Raw genomic sequence first — 18787 nt, forward strand, 5'->3', positions numbered from 1 at the left:
AATCGTCGCCGTGGTCTCCAAATCCGCGAGGCGGCTCGCGAGCGGCCTCATCATCGCCGTCTCGGTCGCGTACCTGGTGGGCGCGCTGCTCTACTACCAGCAGGGACCGGTCTTCGCCGGGACGGCCGGACTCGCGATGCTCGCCGTGATCTCCACGCACTACCTGAACATGCGGGCGGGCCTGCGCGGCGAGCGCCCGCCCGCCTTCCCGCTCACGCTCGTGCTCCAGGCGGTCGCCACGTACCTGCCGGACCTCCTGCTGCCGAGCGGCATGTCGGCGCTGGCCGCGCCGACGCTGGCCGGGGCGCTGCTGGTGCTGCTGCCGCTGGGCTGGGGCGCCGCGCTGGTCGGCGTCATGATGCTGTACGAGGGCGTCGCGCTGTGGCTGATCTTCCACGTGGCGGTGGTCACGCTCTTCTACGTGGTGACCGTGCCGACGACGGGCGCCATGATCTACGCGCTGGTGCGGTTCGTACGCGTGACCGCCGACCTGGAGCAGGCCAGGGCCGAGCTGGCGGAGGCCGCGGTGCTCAAGGAGCGCCTGCGCATCTCCCGCGACCTGCACGACGGCCTCGGGCGCAGCCTCACCGCGATCGCCCTCAAGGGCGACCTGGCCTCCCGGCTGGTGGAGCGCGACCCCGTCGCCGCCCGCACGGAGGTGGGCGAGCTGGTGCAGGTCGCCAGGGAGGCGGCCCAGGACGTGCGCCAGGTGGCCAGGGGCTACCGGGCGATGTCGCTGGCGGGCGAGATGGACCGGGCGGTGGCGCTGCTGGAGTCGTCGGGGATCGGCGTCCAGGCGCACCTGGCGGACGTGGCCGTGCCGAGACGCTCGGAGGAGGCGCTGGCCTGGGCCGTACGCGAGGCGGTCACCAACGTGCTGCGCCACAGCAGGGCCACGACCTGCACCATCACCACCTCGGTGAACGGCGGCAGGCTCCGGCTCGAGGTGGCCAACGACGGCGTGCCCGAGCCTCCCGGCCACGCAGGAAGGGGCCTCACGGGGCGGGCGGTCCAGGCGGGAGGGGGCCTCACGGGTCTCGCGGAGCGGGCGGCCCAGGCGGGCGGCTCCTGCACGGCCACCCCGGCCGGAGCCGGGGGCTTCGTCCTGGCCGTGGAGGTCGCGGCATGATCAGGGTGCTGCTCGCCGAGGACATGCACATGATCCGCGCCGCGCTCACCGCCCTGCTCCGCCTGGAGCCGGACATCGAGGTGGTCGCGGAGGTGACCCGGGGGGACGAGATCGTGCCCGAGGCCCTCCGGGTCCGGCCCGACGTCGCGGTCGTGGACATCGACCTGCCGGTCCTCGACGGCATCACCGCCGCCGCCACGCTGCTCGAACGCCTTCCGTCGTGCCGCGTCCTGGTGCTCACGGCCATGGGCCAGCCGGGCCAGGTACGCCGGGCGCTGGCCGCGGGCATCGAGGCGTTCCTGGTCAAGGACGCCCCCGGCGACCGGCTGGCGGACGCGATCAGGCGCACCGCGTCCGGGCTGCGCGTGCTGGACTCCGAGCTGGTGTCCGCGGCCATGCAGTACGGCGAGAGCCCCCTGACGCCGCGCGAGTCCACGGTGCTCAAGGAGGCGGCCCGAGGCGCTTCCGCCGAGGAGATCGCCTCCCGCCTCCACCTATCCCCCGGCACCGTACGCAACTACCTGACGGGGGCGATCACGAAGACGGGAGCCCGCAACAAGATCGACGCCATCCGCATCGCCGAGGACGCGGGCTGGCTGTGACTTTCCGGATCAGATGTCGGTGATGCGCAGCCCGGCGTGGGCCTTGTAGCGGCGGTTCACGGAGATGATGTTGGCGGTGAGCGCCTCGATCTGGTGGGCGTTGCGCAACCGCCCCCCGTAGACGCCGCGCACGCCCGGGATCACCTCGGCCAGCGCCTGCACCGTGTCGGTGGCCTCGCGGTCGTCGCCCAGCACCAGCACGTCGAGGTCCACCTTCTCCACCGCCGGGTCCATCAGCAGGACCGCCGACACGTGGTGGAAGGCCGCCACCACCCGGCTCTCGGTCAGCACCGCCGCGGCCTGCTGCGCCGCGCTCCCCTCCGCCACCGGCAGCGCGTAGGCGCCCTGCTTGTCGAACCCGAGCGGGTTCACGCAGTCCACCACGATCTTCCCGGCCAGCTCGGCGCGCAGGGACTCCAGCAGCGCCTTGTGCCCCTCGTACGGCACCGCCACGATCACGATGTCGGCCTGGGCGGCGACCACGGCGTTCTCGGCGCCGCTCGCGCCCGCCCCGATGTCGGCGGCCGCGTCCTGGGCGCGCTGCGCGCTACGCGACCCGATCAGCACCTGATGCCCCGCCAGCGCGAACCGCCGCGCCAGCCCTTTCCCCTGGTCGCCGGTGCCGCCGAGGATGGCGATGGAGAGTCCGCTCACGTCTGTCATATTGATCCTTTGCCAGGAGCACCTACAGAGTGCCCGTGTGTGATGCTATGGTTACACGCCGGTGATGGACAGGGCCAAAGGCACCGGGCGACCGGGAAACGGCTCCAGGCCCGATATCGGCCATCACTCCATCGCGGGCGGCATGCCGCCCGGGGCGCGGTCAACCGCCCGAACGCTACGGTCGTCCGACATCCAGCCGGACGTCGCGAGAGCAAGCCTCCTCCTTCCAGGTGGGTGCAGTTGACATGCCCGATCATGCCAGCCATGGTCGGCTCCGATTCAGCCGGGCTCGAACCGTCGAGCCCGGCTGCGGAATCAGTCAGCAGTTCCCGGTGGCGGGCAGCCCGAGTATCCGCAGGGCCAGCCATTCGATCGCCAGCGGCCCTCCTTCGACGGCCCCCGAGACGTGGTCGGGCGCGGGCAGCGCCGTCCACCGTACGGTCACGCCGGCCCGGCAGTACTCGGACCGCAGCGTGGACCCCACGGCGAGCGGGATGATCTCGTCACCCTGCGCGTGATACAGGAACATCGGCACCCGCGGAGCCACCGCGCCCAGGCGGTTCTGCCCGAGCCGGACCAGCCACTTCGGCTGGTCGAGCAGGTCCACCGGGCTCAGGTCGGAGAAGCTGAGCCCCGCCAGCTTGCCGAGGTCGCCCACGCAGTCGTCGGCGGCGTCGGCGAGCAGCGCGCGGCCCCGGTCGTTGAGGTCGGCCTGGAGGTTCAGCTCGGGGTAGGCCGCGTCGAGGCCGACCCCGGCCGCCGCCGCCAGGCCGAAGTTCGGCCCGCCGTCCAGGTGGTCGGCGACCGCGTGCAGGTCAGCGGGCACGCCGCCGGCCGCGACGCCCTTGAGCCGCAGCTCGGGCGCGTACGACGGCTGCAGCTGCGCCGCCCACCCGGCCGACGAGCCGCCCTGGGAGTAGCCCATGACGGCGACGGGCGCCCCGCTCGACAGCCCGGCCCCGGACACGTGGGTGGCGGCCCTGATCGAGTCGAGCACGGCGTGCCCTTGCGAGATCCCGGCCATGTACGTGTGCGGCCCCGGCGTGCCGAGCCCCTCGTAGTCGGTCATGGCCACCGCGAATCCCTTGAGCAGGAAGAGGCTCACCAGTGCGAGCTCGGCCTCCCGGCCCTGGCTCATGCTGACCGAGGGGGCGCACTGGTCGCCGAGCCCGTGGGTGCCGACGGCGTACCCGATGATGGGGCGCGCGCCGAGCGGGTAGGCGCTCTTGGGCACGAGCAGCGTCCCCGACACGGTGTTGAGCGCGCCGGTGGCGGAGGTGGAGGTGTAGCGGAGGTGCCAGGCGTTGACCGGGACCTCCAGCAGCTTGCCCGGCAGGAGGTAGACGGTCGTGGGCTGGGCGGAGACCACGTCTCCCGGAGCCGCGGCGCGGGCCGGGGTCGTGGTGAGGGACATGATCAATAACAGGATCATGGACATGCTGACGCGGACACGTAAGGTCATGTGCCGCCCCTCTCCGTGAGGACCACATACTTGGGACGGCGGCGCCGCGAGCCGATCGTTACCCGGGAGTAACCCCGTGTCAAGGCCCGATATGACGCGGAAACATACCTCGTGTCAACACATCACTCCCGAATCAGCCACCCCGGCCGTTCCGGTCGTGCACCATGGGTGACATGGACTCAGGATCGGTGGCCTTGCTCCGCGAGCTCCTGGCCGAAACCGGCTGGCTCGAACGCGCCCGCGAGCTGGGCGTCGCCCTGCGTGCCACCCGCTCCCCCGGCGGCCTGCTCCTGGTCGGCACCCCCGACGAGGAGCCCTGGCACCTGACCGCGCACCTCGCCGACGAGGCCAGGTTCTCGGGGTTGTCGCAGCTCACGCCCACGCTGGTGCGCTGGGCGCCGCCCGCCGACGCCCCCGCTCATCTGCGCGTCGGCCTGGAGCGCCTGGAGCGGGCGGCCCGGGGCGAGACGCTGTTCGTGCTGGCCGAGCAGCAGGCGCCGGTGCCACTGCTCGAACGCGTGAACGACGCGCGGCGCACGGGGGCGACCATCCTGGCCATCGAGGGCGGCGACCGCGAGCTGGCCGGGCTGGCCCACGACGCCATCCAGGTGCCGCGCGAGGGGCTGGTGACATTCGACGGGGCGCAGCACCTGGTGAGCGCGGCGGCAGGAGAGCAGGAGCGCCGCCCCGGTCTGCGCGAGCGCCTGGCCCGCCTGCTGGAGAAGGTCAGCGGTCCCCAGCTGGCGGAGTAGCGGGGCGCTCCTCAGCCCGCGGACCCGCCAGGCGGGTCTCCGACCGCCGGACCGGCCGGGCGCTCCTCGGCCGGCGGACCGGCCAGGCGTCCGCTCAACGACGTGCCGAGCGCCGCCGTGGTCTCCTCGATCGCGCCGATCACCACGGCCTGCACCGGGTCGGGCTCCCCCGACCTCGTACGGCTCACCCGCGTGACGGCGTCGAGCCTGCGCGCCCCCACATCCCGGATCTCGCTCACCCGCACCTCGCCCTCGGGCACGTCCAGCAGAGCCAGCGCGGGCACGATCGCCACCCCGTGCCCCGCCGCCACCAGCGCGAGCGTCGGCCCGAACTCGGTGATCACGTGCACCTTCCGCGGCTCGAACCCGTGCAGCCCGGCCAGCCGCTCCAGCGCCTGGCCGCACGCCTGGGTCGGCTCGCCGGCCACCCATGGCTGCTGCATCAGCTCCGCGACCGTGTGGGGATCGGGCCAGTCGGGCGGCAGCACGATGCGGTACTCGTCCACGTAGAGCAGCCGGGTGCTCAGCGACGGCTGCGACAGCGCGGGCAGGCTCATGTCCTGCTCGGTGATGAGCACGTCCACGGCCCCCATCCGCAGCTCCTGCAGCGCGGGCTGGCCGTAGATCTCGTGGATGGTCGGAGTGATCTTGGGGTGGCGCGCGGCCAGGTCACGCATGGCGGGCACCAGCACGTGCTTGATGACCGTCGGGAAGGCGGCGATGCGCACAGGTCCGGCCAGGCGTTCGGTGAAGCGGGTGAGCTCGCGCCTGGCCTCCAGCAGCTCCTCCTCCACGCGTTCGGCGTAACCGGCGAGCACCCGTCCGGCCGGGGTGAGTGAGACGCTGCGCTGGGAACGGTCGATGAGGGCCAGCCCGACCTCGCGTTCGAGCTGGGCGAGCTGCTGGGAGACGGCCGAGGGGGTCAGGTAGAGTGCCTCGGCGGCGCGCATCACGCCGCCGCGCCGCGCGACCTCGTGGAGGACGCGCAGCCGCCGTGGATCAATATCCATGCAGGTCAGCTTACGCGGACCTTTAGCTTTCTTTATTTGTGCTTCAGCGCCCTGGATCCGGACAATGGCCGCCATGGATCTCGTCCTCGCTGCCGTCGGCTGGGTCGGCGCCGCGCTGCTGCTGGCCGGGTACGCCCTGGTCACCTCGTCCCGGCTGTCGGGGGACGGCGTGACGTACCAGCTCGTCAACCTCGCCGGCTCGGTCGGCCTGATGATCAACAGTGCTTACAACGCGGCCTGGCCGTCGGCCGGGCTCAATCTCATCTGGGCCGGCATCGGCGCCGTGGCCCTCGTCAAACTCGCGCGAGCAGGAGCCGCCAAATGATCGTCGAACTCAGTCACCCCATCGTCGACGGGATGATCACCTATCCCGGCATCCCCGGCCCGAAGCTGGGGGTGCACCTGACCCGGGAGGACTCGCGCGCGGTGTACGCCCCGGGCACGGAGTTCCACATCGGCATGATCACGCTCGCCGCCAACACCGGCACCTACCTGGACACCCCGTACCACCGCTACGCCGACGGGCCCGACCTGTCGCAGGTGCCGCTGAGCAAGCTGGTGGACCTGCCTGGCCTCCTGGTCCGCGCCGGCGAGGGCCGGGAGGTGGTGATCGACGAGAGTCTGGACGTACGCGGGAAAGCCGTGCTGATCCACACCGGCTGGGACCGTCACTTCGGCACCGACGCGTACCTGCACGGCCACCCCTACCTCGCGCCCGAGTCGGCGCGGTGGCTGGCCGACCAGGGGGCGGCGCTGGTGGGGATCGACTCGCTCAACATCGACGACACCCCGCCACGCGGCGAGCGCCCCGCCCACTCGATCCTGCTGAAGGCGGGGATCCCGCTGGTCGAGCACCTGACGGGCCTGGCGGAGCTGCCCTCAGGCGGCTTCCGCTTCCATGCCGCGCCCCCGATGGTCGCGGGCATGGGGACGTTCCCGGTCAGGGCGTACGCGATCGTTCCCTAGTCCTCTTCCTCCGCCTCGTCCCAGGCCTTGTTGCGGTCGGCGGCGCGCTGCAGCGCCCCGGCCGCCTCCTGCTCGGACGCGTAGGGACCCATCCGGTCCTTGTTGGGGCAGCCCTGCTCGGGCTCGACCCGCATGTGCTTGAGACAGAACCACCACTGGCCTTCGCTCACGAGGTCAATTCTGCCCCGTAGACTCATGTTTCATGACGACACTGCTCCAGCCCGGGCGAGTTTCGCCCATGCGAAAGGTTCCCGCCCACATCGAGCGGCCGGAGTACGTCGGTAAGAAGCGCCCCAGGACCGGCGAGTCCGACGTGAAGAGCCCCGAGATCATCGAGCGCATGCGGGTGGCCGGCCGGATCGCCGCCCAGGCCCTCGGCGAGGTCGCCAAGCACATCCAGCCGGGCGTGACGACCGACGAGCTCGACAGGATCGGCCACGAGTTCCTCATCGACCACGGCGCCTACCCGAGCACGCTGGGCTACAAGGGCTATCCCAAGTCGCTGTGCACGTCGATCAACGAGGTGATCTGCCACGGCATCCCCGACGACACCGTGCTCCAGGACGGCGACATCGTCAACGTCGACATCACCGCCTACATCGGCGGCGTCCACGGCGACACCGACGCCACCTACCTCGTGGGCGAGGTGGACGAGGAGTCGCGGCTGCTGGTGGAGCGCACGCGCGAGGCGATGATGCGGGCCATCAAGGCGGTCGCGCCCGGACGGCAGCTCAACGTGGTCGGGCGGGTCATCGAGGCGTACGCCAAGCGCTTCGGCTACGGCGTCGTGCGCGACTTCACGGGTCACGGCATCGGCACGAGCTTCCACTCCGGCCTGATGGTGCCTCATTACGACGACCCGTCGCTGCGGGTGGAGCTGGTGCCGGGCATGACGTTCACGATCGAGCCGATGCTCACGCTGGGCACGATCGAGTACGACATCTGGCCCGACAAGTGGACCGCGGTGACCAAGGACCGCAAGCGCACGGCCCAGTTCGAGCACACGATCGTGGTGACCGAGACCGGCAGCGAGATCCTCACCCTCCCCTGAGACCTGGGAAGGCGGCGGGGGTGTCACCGGTGCCTGGGCACCACCCCGGTCACCGTCGTGCCCTGTCCCGGCACGCTGTTGACCGAGAGAATCCCGCCCATCTCCGCGAACGCCGCCCGCATCCTGGCGATCCCGCCCCCCGCGCCCGTGAGGGAGAAGCCCTGCCCGTCGTCGCTGATCGTCATGCGCAGCCCGCTCTTGGAGACGGTCACCGCGATGGAGACGATCCGGGCCCGGCTGTGCAGCTCGACGTTGGACAGGGCATCGTCCATCGCGGCCATGACGCCGCGTAAGACCCGTGAGGAGACGTCGGTGGCGGGCAGTGCCCAGGTCTCCACGACGATCCCCGTACGCTCGGACCACTCGGTGAGGTAGCTCTCGAGCGCCTCCCCCAGGCTCTGCCCCCCGCGCATCCGTGTCTCTTCCGCCAATGGTCTCGCCTTCCTCGGCACGCCGGTCCCGCGCCGGTCCCCACTCCGGCGCTCCAACCTGGCGGTGCGCATCCCCCCTCAAGGCCTACGCACGCTGACTGATGCGGTTATGCCCGTCTCCCCTGCGCGACAGGCTACCGGCCGGTCCAGAGACGTGTAGTGGGAAGATAGAAGGCCATGGCGGAACCGCTACTCGCCCGCAAAACCGCGGGGAGAAGGGCTACTCGCCCTTGTCGGCGCGGTTGAGACGGGCGAGATAGGCGTTGTAGGAGTCGAGGTCGGCATCGCCCCCGCCCGTGCGGTCGGCCCGCCTGTCGGTGCGCCGGGCCTGCCGCTCGTCGTCCCGGTACCACTGCGCGGCGATGGCCAGCAGCACGATCAGGGTCGGGATCTCGCCGAACCCCCACGCGATGGCCCCGCCGTCGCGCTGGGTCTGGATCAGCGTGTCGCCCCAGGTGCGGCCGAGCTGCTCGTACCAGTCGGACGCGATCACCGTGCCCATCATCATCAACGCGATCCCGAAGAACGCGTGGAACGGCATGGTGACGAAGAGCATCAGCAGCCGCCCGACGTACGGGAGCCGGTTGGTCCCGGGATCGATGCCGATGATGACCCAGAAGAACAGGCACCCGCTGAGCAGGAAGTGAAGGGTCATCCAGATGTGCCCGAGATGCTCTTGCATCGCCGACTCGAAGAGCGGCGTGAAGTAGAGCGCGTACGTCGAGGCCACGAAGATGAACGTGGCGACGCCGGGATGCGTGATGACCTTGGCGAACCTGCTGTGCAGGATCGTCGTGATCCACTCCCGCGGCCCCCGGTCACCCCGGCGGGTGGCGGGCTTGAGCGCGCGCAGGGCCAGCGTGACGGGGCCGCCGAGGACCAGGAAGATCGGCACGACCATGGAGAGCGTCATGTGCTCGATCATGTGCATGTCGAACATGACCTTGGCGTACCGGGACAGGCCGCTCTGCGTGGCGAAGACGAGCAGGGCCACCCCGATGTACCACGAGGCCGTGCGTCCCCACGGCCACTTGTCGCCGCGCCGCGTCAGCCTGTAGACGCCGATCCCGTAGAGGCCGCCCAGTACGGCGGCGACAGCGGCGAAGAACAGGTCGAACCACCACAGGGTGAACACGTTGCCGAGCGTGATCTCGGGCGGCATCGGGAAGCCGAGCAGCTCGAACGCCCGGTCGGCGGGGACGCTGAACTCCGGCGGCGGCGTGCGCGACAGCGCCACGGCCACGCCGACGGTGGCGAGCATGAGCAGGAACTCGCCGGAGGCCAGCCGGGTGAACGCATGGGGCCTGCCCTTGCGCAGGTCGGCCATGGTGCGCTGCCGGTGCCAGTAGCCCACGTAGCCGAGGAGCACGAAGGCCACGATCTTGGCCACGGCGAGCAGGCCGTACTGGCTGGTCCACAGGTCGGACAGCGCGCCCAGCCGCGCGACCAGGCTGAACACCCCGGAGACGCCGACCCCGGCGTAGCACCAGACGGCCATGTCGGAGAAGCGCGCCGCGGCCACCTCGAGCTGCGGCTGACGGCGGACCGCGTGCAGGGCCAGCACGGCGAGCCCGCCCACCCAGAGCGCGAGCGCGAGCAGGTGCAGCGACACCGCCGACGTGGCCAGGTCGTGGTTGGGCGAGGACGAACTGTGCCCGGTGAGGGGCACGGGCAGCAGCGTCGCCAGCGCGAACACCAGCAGCCCCGCCGCGGCCCCGGCCGTGATGGCACCGCGCGAGAACAGCGCGATCGCCACCCCGAACAGCACCACGAGCGTGAGCGCGACGCCCTGCGTGGTCTGGGTGGCGTAGCTGGTGAGGAAGGGGCCGCTGAGGATCTCGGGCACGGTCCTGCCGATGGAGTCGGCGGTGCCGAACACGATGGCGGCGAAGGCCGAGCCCGCCCAGGCCAGCGCCGCCCACGAGGCGGCCTTGACGTATTCGACGCCGCTCCTGCCGAGCACGCCCTTGTCGTTGGGCAGCAGCGCGGCGGCCATCAGCAGCAGGCCGACGGTGGCCAGGCCCGAGAGGTCCATGGCCAGCTTGGACAGCGGCAGCCCCCACCGGACGACCGCTCCGGAGTCGGGCAGCCCCGGGATGATCCGCGGGAACGCCCGGCCGCCGGCGATCATGCCGATCACCAGCGCGACGACCGCGGCGGCCGCCCCGGCCAGCGCCAGACGCGCCGCCTTGCTCATGGCTTCTTCTTCCGCGCGCTGAGCAGGAAGCCGATGCCGATCCCGATCAGCGCGCCGATCACGATGACGAGCCAGACCGGGAACGTCGCCGCTTGGGAGGCCGCCGCCTGGTCAGTGGCCGGAGGCTGGGCCTGGCTCTGGGCCTGGCTCTGGGCCTGGGCAGGCGGGGCGGAGCTCGCCGGCGCCGCACTCTCGGAGGCGGAAGCGCTGGGGGACGGCGTCTCCGCCCCCTCCACCTTGAACGGGATCTCGCCCTCGATGGGATGCCCGTCGGACGAGACGACCCGGTAGGCGATCGTGTATTTCCCGTCGGGCAGCGGCCCGTCGACCGCCTGCGTCACCACCTTGCCGGCCACCTCGGGCTTGCCACGCTGGTGCCCGGCGTCGCCGGGACCGCGCACGATGACGTACGGCAGGCGCACGCCGGAGGAGAACTCCAGCCGCACCTCCTCGAGGGCCTTGACCTCGGCGCCCTTGGCCGGGGAGCTGCTCTTGAGCGCGTCGTGCGCCAGCGCGGGAGCGGCGGTGACGAGCACGAGCAGGGCGGCGGCGACTGCGGCGAGCGCAGCGAACGGGGATCTCTTCATGACATCCTCAAGGCTACCGACGCCACTGCCCGGTCCTGACCTCGCTACAGCCCCGCGCAGGCCAGTGCCCGCTGGTACGCCTCCACCGCGCCGTCTGAGTCGCCGAGCTGCTCCATCGTCTCGGCCGTGGCGTACCAGGTGGCGGCCGAGCGGCGGGAGTCGGGCAGCGGGGCGAGCCAGTCGCGTGCGGCGGTGACGTGCGCGGCGGCCTCTTGCGAGCGCCCGACCGCGCCGTAGATCCTGCCGAGCAGCAGGTCGGCCTCGGCGCCCAGCGCCATCCCCGACTTGGGCAGCATGTTGCGGCCCGCGACGGCGTGCTCGACGGCCTGGTCGAGCTCGCCGGTGATGGACTCGGCCCTGGCCAGCTCCACCTGGAGGCGGGCCCGCTGGATCGTGCTCGTGGAGGTCTGCTCGAACTCGGCGACCGCGTTGCGGAGGGTGTCGCGCACGGCCGCGGCCTCGTGGGGCCGGGCCTCCAGGCGCTTCTGCGCGAGCGCGAGCCGCATCCTGGCGATGGCGCGCGGCTGGCCGTTCTCCAGCTGCACGGCCATGGCCCGCTCGGAGAACGACAGCGCCTCCTCCGGGTGGCCGGTGATCTGCGCGGTGTTGGAGGCCATCCAGGTGGCCGCCACGATCGAGCGTGGCGTGCCGAGCGCGTCGGCGGCGTTGAGCAGCTCGGCCGCGAACTGCCTGGCGCGCAGCAGGTCGCCACGCTCTATGTAGGCGGCCAGCAGGGTGCCGCCCAGCTCGACGAGCAGGTCGGTCCAGGCGGGGCGGGCGCTGCCGACGAGCAGCTGCTCGCCGACCTCGACGGCCTCGGCCAGCCGCTCGCTCTCCCGGTAGATGCGGCAGAGCGCGATCGCGACCTCGATCTGCCGCTCGGAAGGCAGGTCTTCTTCCCGCAGCCTGAGCAGGATGGAGATCGCCGCGTCGAGGTCGCCGCCGGCCTCCGTCGCGAGGGCGAGCCCGTATTCGGTCTCTTGACGTAGCGAGGTCAGCCCTGTCAGGTTGTTGTCCGCCAGGAGCTCGTTGAAGCGCGTGCGGGCCTCGGAGACCTCGCCGTTCTCGAGCGCCAGGCGTGCGTAGCCGAGCGCGAGTTCGATGTCCTCCATCTGCTCGGCGGTCACGCCGTTGATCAGATAGGACAGCGAGCAGTCGAGTTTCTGGGCCAGGAGCTCCAGGACGGCGGGGGTCGGGGTACGCTTGCCACTCTCGATCAAGGAGACATAGCTGTCAGACAACTCGGGATGCGCCAGCTGCGCCTGCGACAGGCCGCGCTGTCGCCGAACCGTTTTGATACGGAGTCCGACCAGGTCAGATGTGGTCACTGTCGCCGCTCCCTGAGATGATGAAGTCCGAGCAACCCCACATAGGCGAGGGAGAGTCCTCCATGCGTATGCGTATTGCCCTGTCTGCTCTGGCTGCCGTGGTTTTGGCCGCGGTAGTCGTTGGAGGCAATGTTACGGCCGCAAGTGCCGAATCGTCTGCCTCCCTTTCGAGTCTGCAGGACGCGGAACACTGCTGCTGAGCATTCGGCGAGAGGGGGCACACGACTGATCAAGGGCATGCAACCGCACCGTGCCCCCGTCGGCCACGTCTTCCGCGGAAGACGACCAGGCCCGCCCACGTCGCTGTGACCCCTCTTCCCGCCGTTTCCCTCGCATACTAGGCCCTTCTGGATCCTCCGCACATGCGCCCGCCGGCCCTCATGGGAATGACTGCCGCGGCGGCCCTCGCACCTTTGAGCGCGAGAAAGAAATCCACACGATCGGTCATCGTGGCCAGATTTCTTCCGGTCAGCTCCTCCACCCTGCGTATCGGTAACAGCGTAGGCTCACCCGCACCACCGCCTCCAGCCCGCACGCTGGGGCACCCGTTCCGATCCGCGCCCCTCTTACCGCGCCCATCCCCTCATGCCGCCTCCCCGAGCCGCTGACCAGCATGGACACGAGGCCGAACCAGCTCATCCAGTGGCTCATCCGCACGTTACCGGCCGCGTCTACATTCCTTCTACAACGCGGCTCGGGCCTTTACGCGACGGCCATTCTGATTAAGCTGGCGCAGGTGAATCCGTTCGCGATCGACAGGGGGCGCATGACGGCCGGTCCGGCAATACGCCTTTTGGGCCCCGTCATCGGCGTGATCGATGATCAGGAGATCGACCTGGGGACTCCGCGCCAACAGGCGATCATGGTGATGCTGGCGACGCGTTCCCGGCGAGTGGTCACCATGACCCAACTGGTCGAGGGCCTGTGGGGAGACTGTCCCCCTCCCACCGCCGAGCAGAGCGTTTACACCTACATCGCAGGATTGAGGCGCGCGTGCGAGCCGGACCGCCGACGTCGCGAGCCCTCGAAGGTAGTGGTGGGCGCATCAGGCGGATATGTGTTGCACGTCGATCCGAGCCAGGTGGACGCCTGCGTTTTCGCCGAGCTGCTCGACACGGCACGGCAGGCGGTGCAGGATCATGACCTGGACCGTGCGTTGGGCGTGCTCGACCAGGCTCTCGCGTTATGGACCGGCCCGGCGTTGAGCGGCGTTCCCGGCCCGTTCGCAGAAGGTGAACGCGCTCGCCTGGAAGAGCTCCACCTGATCGCGCTGGAAACACGGGCCGACGCACTGTTACAGCTCGGCCGCCCGCAGGAGACGGTCGCCGACCTCCAGAACCTGACACGCCGCCACCCTCTTCGCGAACGCTCTCTCGAACTGCTCATGCTGGCCCTGCATGGGTGCGGACGCCAGGCCGAGGCCCTGACGGTCTTCGAGGAAGCCCGGCGTACTCTCTCCGATGAACTGGGCGCGATGCCCGGCGAAGGCCTGCGCCAAGCGCATCACCTCGTCCTGTCCGGAGGCGGCGAGCAGCCGGGTCAGGAGCATCTGGCACCCAGGCAGCTCCCCCGCGACGTGGCCGGATTCATCGGCCGGGCGAAGGAGACCATCCGCCTGAGATCGTTGCTGGACCCTTGGGACGACGATCCTCCGCATCCGTTCGCCGCGATCTCCGGCCCGCCCGGCGTCGGCAAGTCGGCGCTGGCCCGGCACGTCGCCCACATGGTGCGGCACCGGTTTCCGGACGGGCAGATGTATGTCAACCTCCGCGGCGGCACGCCGAACGTCCCCCGGCTGTCATCCCATGAGATCTTCAGCCGGCTGCTCCGGAGCATCGGCACGCCGGACAGCGCCATACCCACGGACGAGGACGAGGCGGCTGCCCTGTGGCGGAGCAAGGTCCAGGACAGACGCCTCCTTGTCCTCCTCGACAACGCGGCCGATCTCGCCCAGGTCAGGCCGTTCCTCTCGATGCCCCTCGGCACGGCGATCGTGGTGACGAGCCGGGAATCCCTCGTCGCCGGCGACGACTGCGTCCAGGTCAGCCTGGACCCCTTGTCTGACGCGGAAGCCCGCACCATGCTGGCCAAGCTCGTCGGCGCCGGCCGCATCTCCGCCGACCTCGACCAGAGCACCCGGCTGGTCCGCCTCTGCGACGGCTTTCCCCTCGCCCTGCGGATAGCGGGCGCCCGATTAGCCGACCGCCCTGATTGGACCGTGGGCGCGCTGGCCACGAGACTCACCGACGAACGCAATCGGCTCCAAGAGCTGGAAACAGGCGAACTCGCCGTCCGTTCCAGCCTGGCGGCGAGCTGGAACGCGCTCAACGGCAGCGCGCGCGTGGTCGACGGCATGGCCGCACGCATGCTGGCCCTGCTAGGGGTGCTTCACGTGCCGGACATCACAGCGGAAGCAGCCGCCGTGCTCTCCGAATCTTCGCCGGTCGAAGCCGAACGCGCCCTCGAACGGCTGCGCGATGCCCATCTGCTCGAAGGCAGCGAGCGGGGGCGCTACCACCTCCACGATCTCGTCCGGCTCTTCGCCGGCGAACTGACCGCTGTCGAGGAGAGGACCGCGCCACTCATCCGCGTACTCGGCTACTACGCCGCATCCGCGCGATCCGCGGTGAAGATCAGCGACCCCAACCGGGTGCTCTCCACTCACCCGAGAGTCGAGGCCCTTAGCCGCCGCTTCGAAAGCGCGGAAGAGGCGTACGCCTGGCTCGCCACAGAAGAACCTACTCTGCTCGCCGCTGCTGTCCAGGCGATGGCGGATCCGGACGACGACGTGGCTCGCCTGGGAGCGGCGATCGGACTCGCCCTCTGGTGGTACCAGCAGAAGTCCTATCGGATCGCCGACCTGATCTCTCTTGGCCGGCGGCTGCTCCTCACAGCAGACCGGCTCAAGGACGAGGTCATCGCCATGGAGGCGCATGTCCACGTTTCAACGGGCCTGTACTACATGGGCGACGTCGACGCCGCCCTCCGCCACCAGGAGGAGCACCTACGGCTGGCACAGCGGTTGAACGATCAGTTCAACGTGCAACGGGCCCACGGCAATCTGGCCAACCTCTACATCAGGTTGGAGAAATTCCACGATGTTCTGGACCAGGCGTCCGCCCAACGTGTGATCGCGCGCCAGATCTCCTCAGACGTGGGGGAACGATACGCACAGCTGATGCTCGGGATCGCGTACGAGGGCCTCGGACAGCTCAAGGACGCCGTGGTCGCGCTGGAAACGGGAGCGGCGATGGCTCAGCGCGCGGGCGACGCCATGCATCAGGCGTCATTCGGGTGGACATTAGGGAAAGTCCTGATCGAGCTCGGTGAACCCGATGCGGCTCTCTCTGTGCTCACCGACGCCTTGGAAGCGTCGCTCGCCAGCAAGACGAAGTCCACGGAGGCGGGCTGCCTCGTCTATCTGGCACGAGCCCACCGTCTCCTCGGCCAGACGGGCGAGGCGAAGCGACGCATCGCCGAAGCCGTCGTGCTCGCTGAACGGACGGGCAGCGCCTTCTGGCTCAACGTCGCGACCGAAGAGCGCCAGGCCATCGGACTGGCCTGGCGGTCGATCAACGTATGAGAACCTGCCCGTCGCGTGCGTCGCCCCCGCAGGCGCTCTGGGCCGAGCGCACCTTCGACAGCGGGTGAAGAGAACGCGCCTTCGTGAAAGACGGCCGCGAAAGATGACCATGAAGAGCAGGCTCGCAGTTCTCCGGGCGCCGAATTTCCGCCGCTTTTTCGCCGCCCAGAGCGCCTCGAGCGTGGGGACGAGATCGTCGTCACCGCGCTCGCGTTCGCGGTGCTCGCCCTGTCGGATTCCCCCGCCGCCCTCGGCCTGGTGCTGGCCGCACGGACCGTCCCGATGATCGCGTTCATGCTGATCGGCGGGGTGCTCGGCGACCTGCTACCGCGGAACGCTGTCATGATGACCTCGGACCTGGTACGTCTCGCGAGTCAGGCCGTCCTGTCGTTCCTGCTCGTCGGGGGAGCCGCCGAGATCTGGCACCTCGTTCTCCTCCAGGCCGTCCACGGCCTGGCCTCGGCGGCGTTCGCCCCCGCCATCGCGGGAATGGTCCGCGACACAGTCGAGCCGGAGCGGCTCCAGGAGGCGAACGCCCTTCTCAGCCTGCTGAAGTCCACGGCGAAGATCGCCGGACCAGTGCTCGGCGGCCTGCTGGTCCTGGTCGTCGGCCCGGGATGGGCCATCGCCGCGGACGCCGTGACGTTTCTCGTCAGTGCCCTGTTCCTGCGGCGTATCCGGCTTCCCGCGATGAGATCCCGCTTCCGGGTCGAGAACGTCTGGAGCGACGTCGTCGCCGGATGGAAGGCTTCTGGGCCGTTTCGTGGGTCTGGTCGATCGTGTGCGTGACCTCCGTCATCAACATGCTGCAGGCGGCGTTCAACGTCCTCGGACCCGTCATCTCCCACGACGCTCTGGGCGGCTCGGTCGCCTGGGGGATCATTCTGATCGCCTTCGGCGGCGGCTCGGTGGTCGGCGGACTTGTCTCGATGCTGTGGCGTCCGCGATTCCCGCTGCGCACGGCCGTTCTGTGCCTGGTGCTGTTCCCCCTGCCCGTTATCGCGCTCGGCGCCTTCCCGTCCACCGCGGTCGTCGCCGCCGCGGCGGCGGTCTCCGGAATCGGTCTCATGGTGTTCAACACGCTGTGGGACACCACGCTCCAGACCGGCGTCACGCGTGTCATGCTGTCGCGGGTGAGCTCGTACGAATGGACGGGCTCGATGGGTCTGCGCTCGCTCGGCCTGGGCCTTGTGGGCTGGCTCGCCACCTCGCAGGGCCCCGGGACCGTCGCCCTGGCTTCAGGTCTGGGTCAGCTCCTGCTCATCGGTACGCTCTTCCTCTCCAACCAGATCAGGACCATGCCGAGGACTCAGCCCGTGCCGGTCAAGTGATACGACCGAACCGGCGGTCACCGCAGCGGCGCGGTATCACTGGGCGCCAGGAAGAAATCGACCCGGTCGGTCGTAGTCGAATAACGACGACAGCAGCCACCCACGATCGCACGGGGGCCTCGGCTGGGCGCGTGGCGCGCCTCGCCCAGGAGACCACCCAGCGGGTCACCCTTGGAAGGACCGGGCTGGGGTGACCCGCTTACCACCACGTACCTAGGACCGGGGTTCCGGCTCCGAACCGTCGTCGAAGAGGTCGTCGATGTGCGTGGCTTCGAGAGCGCGCCGCAGCCAGACCTCCAGGAGGGCCAGGTCGGTGCAGGTGGTGACCTGCTGGTGCCGCTCGAGGGGAACGTCGATGCCGCGGAAGCGGAGAACCGCGAGCACAGAGGCCGCCTCTCCTGCGGCGCGGCCTTCTTCTCGGCCTTCTTCTCGGCCTTCCTCTCGGCCTGCAGCCTGGCCCTTGCGGTACAGATTCTGCGCCCAAGGGCTGTGCTCGGGGATATAGATCGTCACAGTCTCCTCCAGAAGCCGGCGGGCCCGCGGCGCGGCCATGTCGATAGTGTAACCAAACAAGGACGCTGCGTCTTCGTCAGGCAAGTCAGTCAGCAGCTTGATGAATGCCTCGGCGACCTTCGGCAGGTGGCCGTGCGCCATCACCGACAGCGCCGCCGTCAACAGGTCCGAGGCCATCTGCTCCGGGTCGGTCAGGACGGGGATTCGGTCGGGCCCGACGATCACCGGCCGCATGATGATGGTCAGGCAGCCGCTGTGGATCTCCACCTGCGAGGTGAAGCGCGCCGCGCAGGGATCGGGCGTGATGAAGATGACGTAGACCGGTTTGCGGGTCTCCAGCCGGAGCATTTCGGCTGCCTCGACGGTCTGCCGCAGCTTCTGCTCGGACATCTCGGTCTCGACCTCGACGATGGTGGAGAACCATCGGTCCTGGGGCGGGCCGCAGAACACGACGGTGTCGGCATGCATCTCCCTGGAGATGCGGTCCCGCAGGTCTCCCGGACCCACCCACAACGGGCCGCCGATCGGCAATTCGAACCCACCGACCTCCCGCAGCAGCCGTATCGGCAGGTCGAGATGGTCGCGGATAAGCCGAAGGAGGGCGTCGTGCCGGGGGGAAGGCATACACGGAAAGTTATCATCCGATCACACATCCGTACGTCTTTTCGACGAACTGGAGTGCGGTTACCGCGGCAGGCCCGTGTCCCGGAGGGCCAGGAAGAAGTCCACGCGGTCCACCATGATGGACACATTCTGTCGGTCAACTCTTCGATCCGGCAGATCCGGTAACGCACCGTGGTCACGCGCACGTATAGCCGCTCCGCGCAGGCGTTCCACGAGCCTGCGATGACACCCGAGCGCATCACGCACATCGCGGACAGCCGCGGCACCACCAGCTCCGCCGGCGTCCGGAACGACACCTCCGTCGGCACTTCGGCCAGCGGCAGCCCGGCGGCCTCGCACACATGTGCCGTTGATTACCGTGCTCCCGCTCGATGTTCCGGGAAAGCACGTGTCGTCGGCACCGCTGCCGGGGGGCGTTCTGCCTGGCCAGCCTCAATCGCCGAGCGGTCCGGCACGGGCGCGATCCGTTCTGCTTTGCGGAAGTGGCTTCCGCGGGGGGTGGCGGCGCCGGCGCCGACTGCGGGGAGCAGCCCAGCGACCACGGCGGCCGCGACGCAT

18 protein-coding genes and 1 pseudogene are annotated in these 18787 nt (G+C 70.0%); 9 read left to right on the forward strand and 10 right to left on the reverse strand.

Annotated elements, in window-relative coordinates; translation table 11 throughout:
- Positions 1 to 10: 10 nt before the first annotated feature.
- Both AB0H84_RS06965 and AB0H84_RS06970 read left to right on the forward strand, forming a co-directional pair.
- On the forward strand, positions 11 to 1129 hold the full coding sequence (locus AB0H84_RS06965; RefSeq protein WP_357599294.1) for a sensor histidine kinase: 1119 nt from the start codon (positions 11 to 13) through the stop codon (positions 1127 to 1129).
- Positions 1126 to 1731 (forward strand): response regulator transcription factor, encoded by a 606-nt coding sequence (locus AB0H84_RS06970; RefSeq protein ID WP_357599296.1) that lies wholly within the window; start codon positions 1126 to 1128, stop codon positions 1729 to 1731. Before AB0H84_RS06965 ends, AB0H84_RS06970 begins: the two co-directional genes overlap by 4 nt.
- A gap of 9 nt (positions 1732 to 1740) precedes the next feature.
- Here the strand turns inward: AB0H84_RS06970 and npdG are convergent, their stop codons facing one another.
- Positions 1741 to 2394, reverse strand: coding sequence for an NADPH-dependent F420 reductase (gene npdG / locus AB0H84_RS06975; protein WP_357599299.1), 654 nt, complete (start codon positions 2392 to 2394; stop codon positions 1741 to 1743).
- Positions 2395 to 2713: 319 nt separating this feature from the next.
- Positions 2714 to 3856 (reverse strand): lipase family protein, encoded by a 1143-nt coding sequence (locus AB0H84_RS06980; RefSeq protein WP_357599302.1) that lies wholly within the window; start codon positions 3854 to 3856, stop codon positions 2714 to 2716.
- A 173-nt stretch (positions 3857 to 4029) separates the two neighbouring features.
- On the opposite strand from AB0H84_RS06980, the gene AB0H84_RS06985 reads away from it, so the two are divergent.
- Positions 4030 to 4608 carry a hypothetical protein gene (locus AB0H84_RS06985; protein ID WP_357599305.1) on the forward strand — a complete coding sequence of 193 codons (579 nt, stop codon included), beginning with the start codon at positions 4030 to 4032 and terminating at the stop codon, positions 4606 to 4608.
- A gap of 11 nt (positions 4609 to 4619) precedes the next feature.
- Here the strand turns inward: AB0H84_RS06985 and AB0H84_RS06990 are convergent, their stop codons facing one another.
- Positions 4620 to 5618, reverse strand: a complete 999-nt coding sequence (locus AB0H84_RS06990; protein ID WP_357599308.1) for a LysR family transcriptional regulator — start codon at positions 5616 to 5618, stop codon at positions 4620 to 4622.
- Positions 5619 to 5691: 73 nt separating this feature from the next.
- On the opposite strand from AB0H84_RS06990, the gene AB0H84_RS06995 reads away from it, so the two are divergent.
- Both AB0H84_RS06995 and AB0H84_RS07000 read left to right on the forward strand, forming a co-directional pair.
- The gene (locus AB0H84_RS06995) at positions 5692 to 5943 is read left to right on the forward strand and encodes a hypothetical protein (RefSeq protein WP_357599311.1); all 252 of its coding nucleotides are present in this window, start codon (positions 5692 to 5694) and stop codon (positions 5941 to 5943) included.
- Positions 5940 to 6584: a cyclase family protein gene (locus AB0H84_RS07000; RefSeq protein WP_357599313.1), complete on the forward strand. Its 645-nt coding sequence runs from the start codon at positions 5940 to 5942 to the stop codon at positions 6582 to 6584. The genes AB0H84_RS06995 and AB0H84_RS07000 overlap by 4 nt, the downstream gene beginning before the upstream one ends.
- Here the strand turns inward: AB0H84_RS07000 and AB0H84_RS07005 are convergent.
- Positions 6581 to 6754: a hypothetical protein gene (locus AB0H84_RS07005; protein WP_344985502.1), complete on the reverse strand. Its 174-nt coding sequence runs from the start codon at positions 6752 to 6754 to the stop codon at positions 6581 to 6583. The two genes, AB0H84_RS07000 and AB0H84_RS07005, sit on opposite strands and share 4 nt — an antisense overlap.
- A gap of 32 nt (positions 6755 to 6786) precedes the next feature.
- Here AB0H84_RS07005 and map point away from each other — a divergent pair, with 32 nt between their 5' ends.
- A complete protein-coding gene (gene map, locus AB0H84_RS07010) occupies positions 6787 to 7635 on the forward strand; it encodes a type I methionyl aminopeptidase (RefSeq protein WP_357599317.1) in 849 nt (282 codons plus the stop codon).
- 23 nt (positions 7636 to 7658) lie between these two features.
- Here the strand turns inward: map and AB0H84_RS07015 are convergent, their stop codons facing one another.
- From AB0H84_RS07015 to AB0H84_RS07030, 4 genes are all read right to left on the reverse strand, one after another.
- Complete coding sequence (locus tag AB0H84_RS07015; protein WP_357599319.1) at positions 7659 to 8048, reverse strand: ATP-binding protein; 390 nt, start codon at positions 8046 to 8048, stop codon at positions 7659 to 7661.
- 238 nt (positions 8049 to 8286) lie between these two features.
- On the reverse strand, positions 8287 to 10263 hold the full coding sequence (locus AB0H84_RS07020; RefSeq protein WP_357599322.1) for a cytochrome c oxidase assembly protein: 1977 nt from the start codon (positions 10261 to 10263) through the stop codon (positions 8287 to 8289).
- Complete coding sequence (locus tag AB0H84_RS07025) at positions 10260 to 10850, reverse strand: copper resistance CopC family protein (RefSeq protein ID WP_357599325.1); 591 nt, start codon at positions 10848 to 10850, stop codon at positions 10260 to 10262. The genes AB0H84_RS07020 and AB0H84_RS07025 overlap by 4 nt, the downstream gene beginning before the upstream one ends.
- A gap of 44 nt (positions 10851 to 10894) precedes the next feature.
- The gene (locus AB0H84_RS07030; RefSeq protein WP_357599328.1) at positions 10895 to 12178 is read right to left on the reverse strand and encodes a helix-turn-helix transcriptional regulator; all 1284 of its coding nucleotides are present in this window, start codon (positions 12176 to 12178) and stop codon (positions 10895 to 10897) included.
- A 613-nt stretch (positions 12179 to 12791) separates the two neighbouring features.
- Between AB0H84_RS07030 and AB0H84_RS07035 the strand changes: the two genes are divergently transcribed.
- From AB0H84_RS07035 to AB0H84_RS07045, 3 genes are all read left to right on the forward strand, one after another.
- Positions 12792 to 15761 (forward strand): BTAD domain-containing putative transcriptional regulator, encoded by a 2970-nt coding sequence (locus AB0H84_RS07035; protein ID WP_357599330.1) that lies wholly within the window; start codon positions 12792 to 12794, stop codon positions 15759 to 15761.
- Positions 15762 to 15953: 192 nt separating this feature from the next.
- Entirely contained in the window at positions 15954 to 16550 is a 597-nt protein-coding gene (locus tag AB0H84_RS07040; protein WP_357599672.1) for an MFS transporter, read from the forward strand.
- Positions 16547 to 17092 (forward strand): hypothetical protein, encoded by a 546-nt coding sequence (locus AB0H84_RS07045; RefSeq protein ID WP_357599333.1) that lies wholly within the window; start codon positions 16547 to 16549, stop codon positions 17090 to 17092. The genes AB0H84_RS07040 and AB0H84_RS07045 overlap by 4 nt, the downstream gene beginning before the upstream one ends.
- Positions 17093 to 17305: 213 nt before the next feature.
- Here the strand turns inward: AB0H84_RS07045 and AB0H84_RS07050 are convergent, their stop codons facing one another.
- The gene (locus AB0H84_RS07050; RefSeq protein WP_357599692.1) at positions 17306 to 18229 is read right to left on the reverse strand and encodes a hypothetical protein; all 924 of its coding nucleotides are present in this window, start codon (positions 18227 to 18229) and stop codon (positions 17306 to 17308) included.
- A gap of 170 nt (positions 18230 to 18399) precedes the next feature.
- Positions 18400 to 18477, reverse strand: a pseudogene (locus AB0H84_RS07055) (hypothetical protein); the annotation flags it as partial.
- Positions 18478 to 18787 lie beyond the last annotated feature (310 nt).

The sequence above is a fragment of the Nonomuraea sp. NPDC050786 genome (assembly GCF_040654115.1).
Lineage (GTDB): Bacteria > Actinomycetota > Actinomycetes > Streptosporangiales > Streptosporangiaceae > Nonomuraea.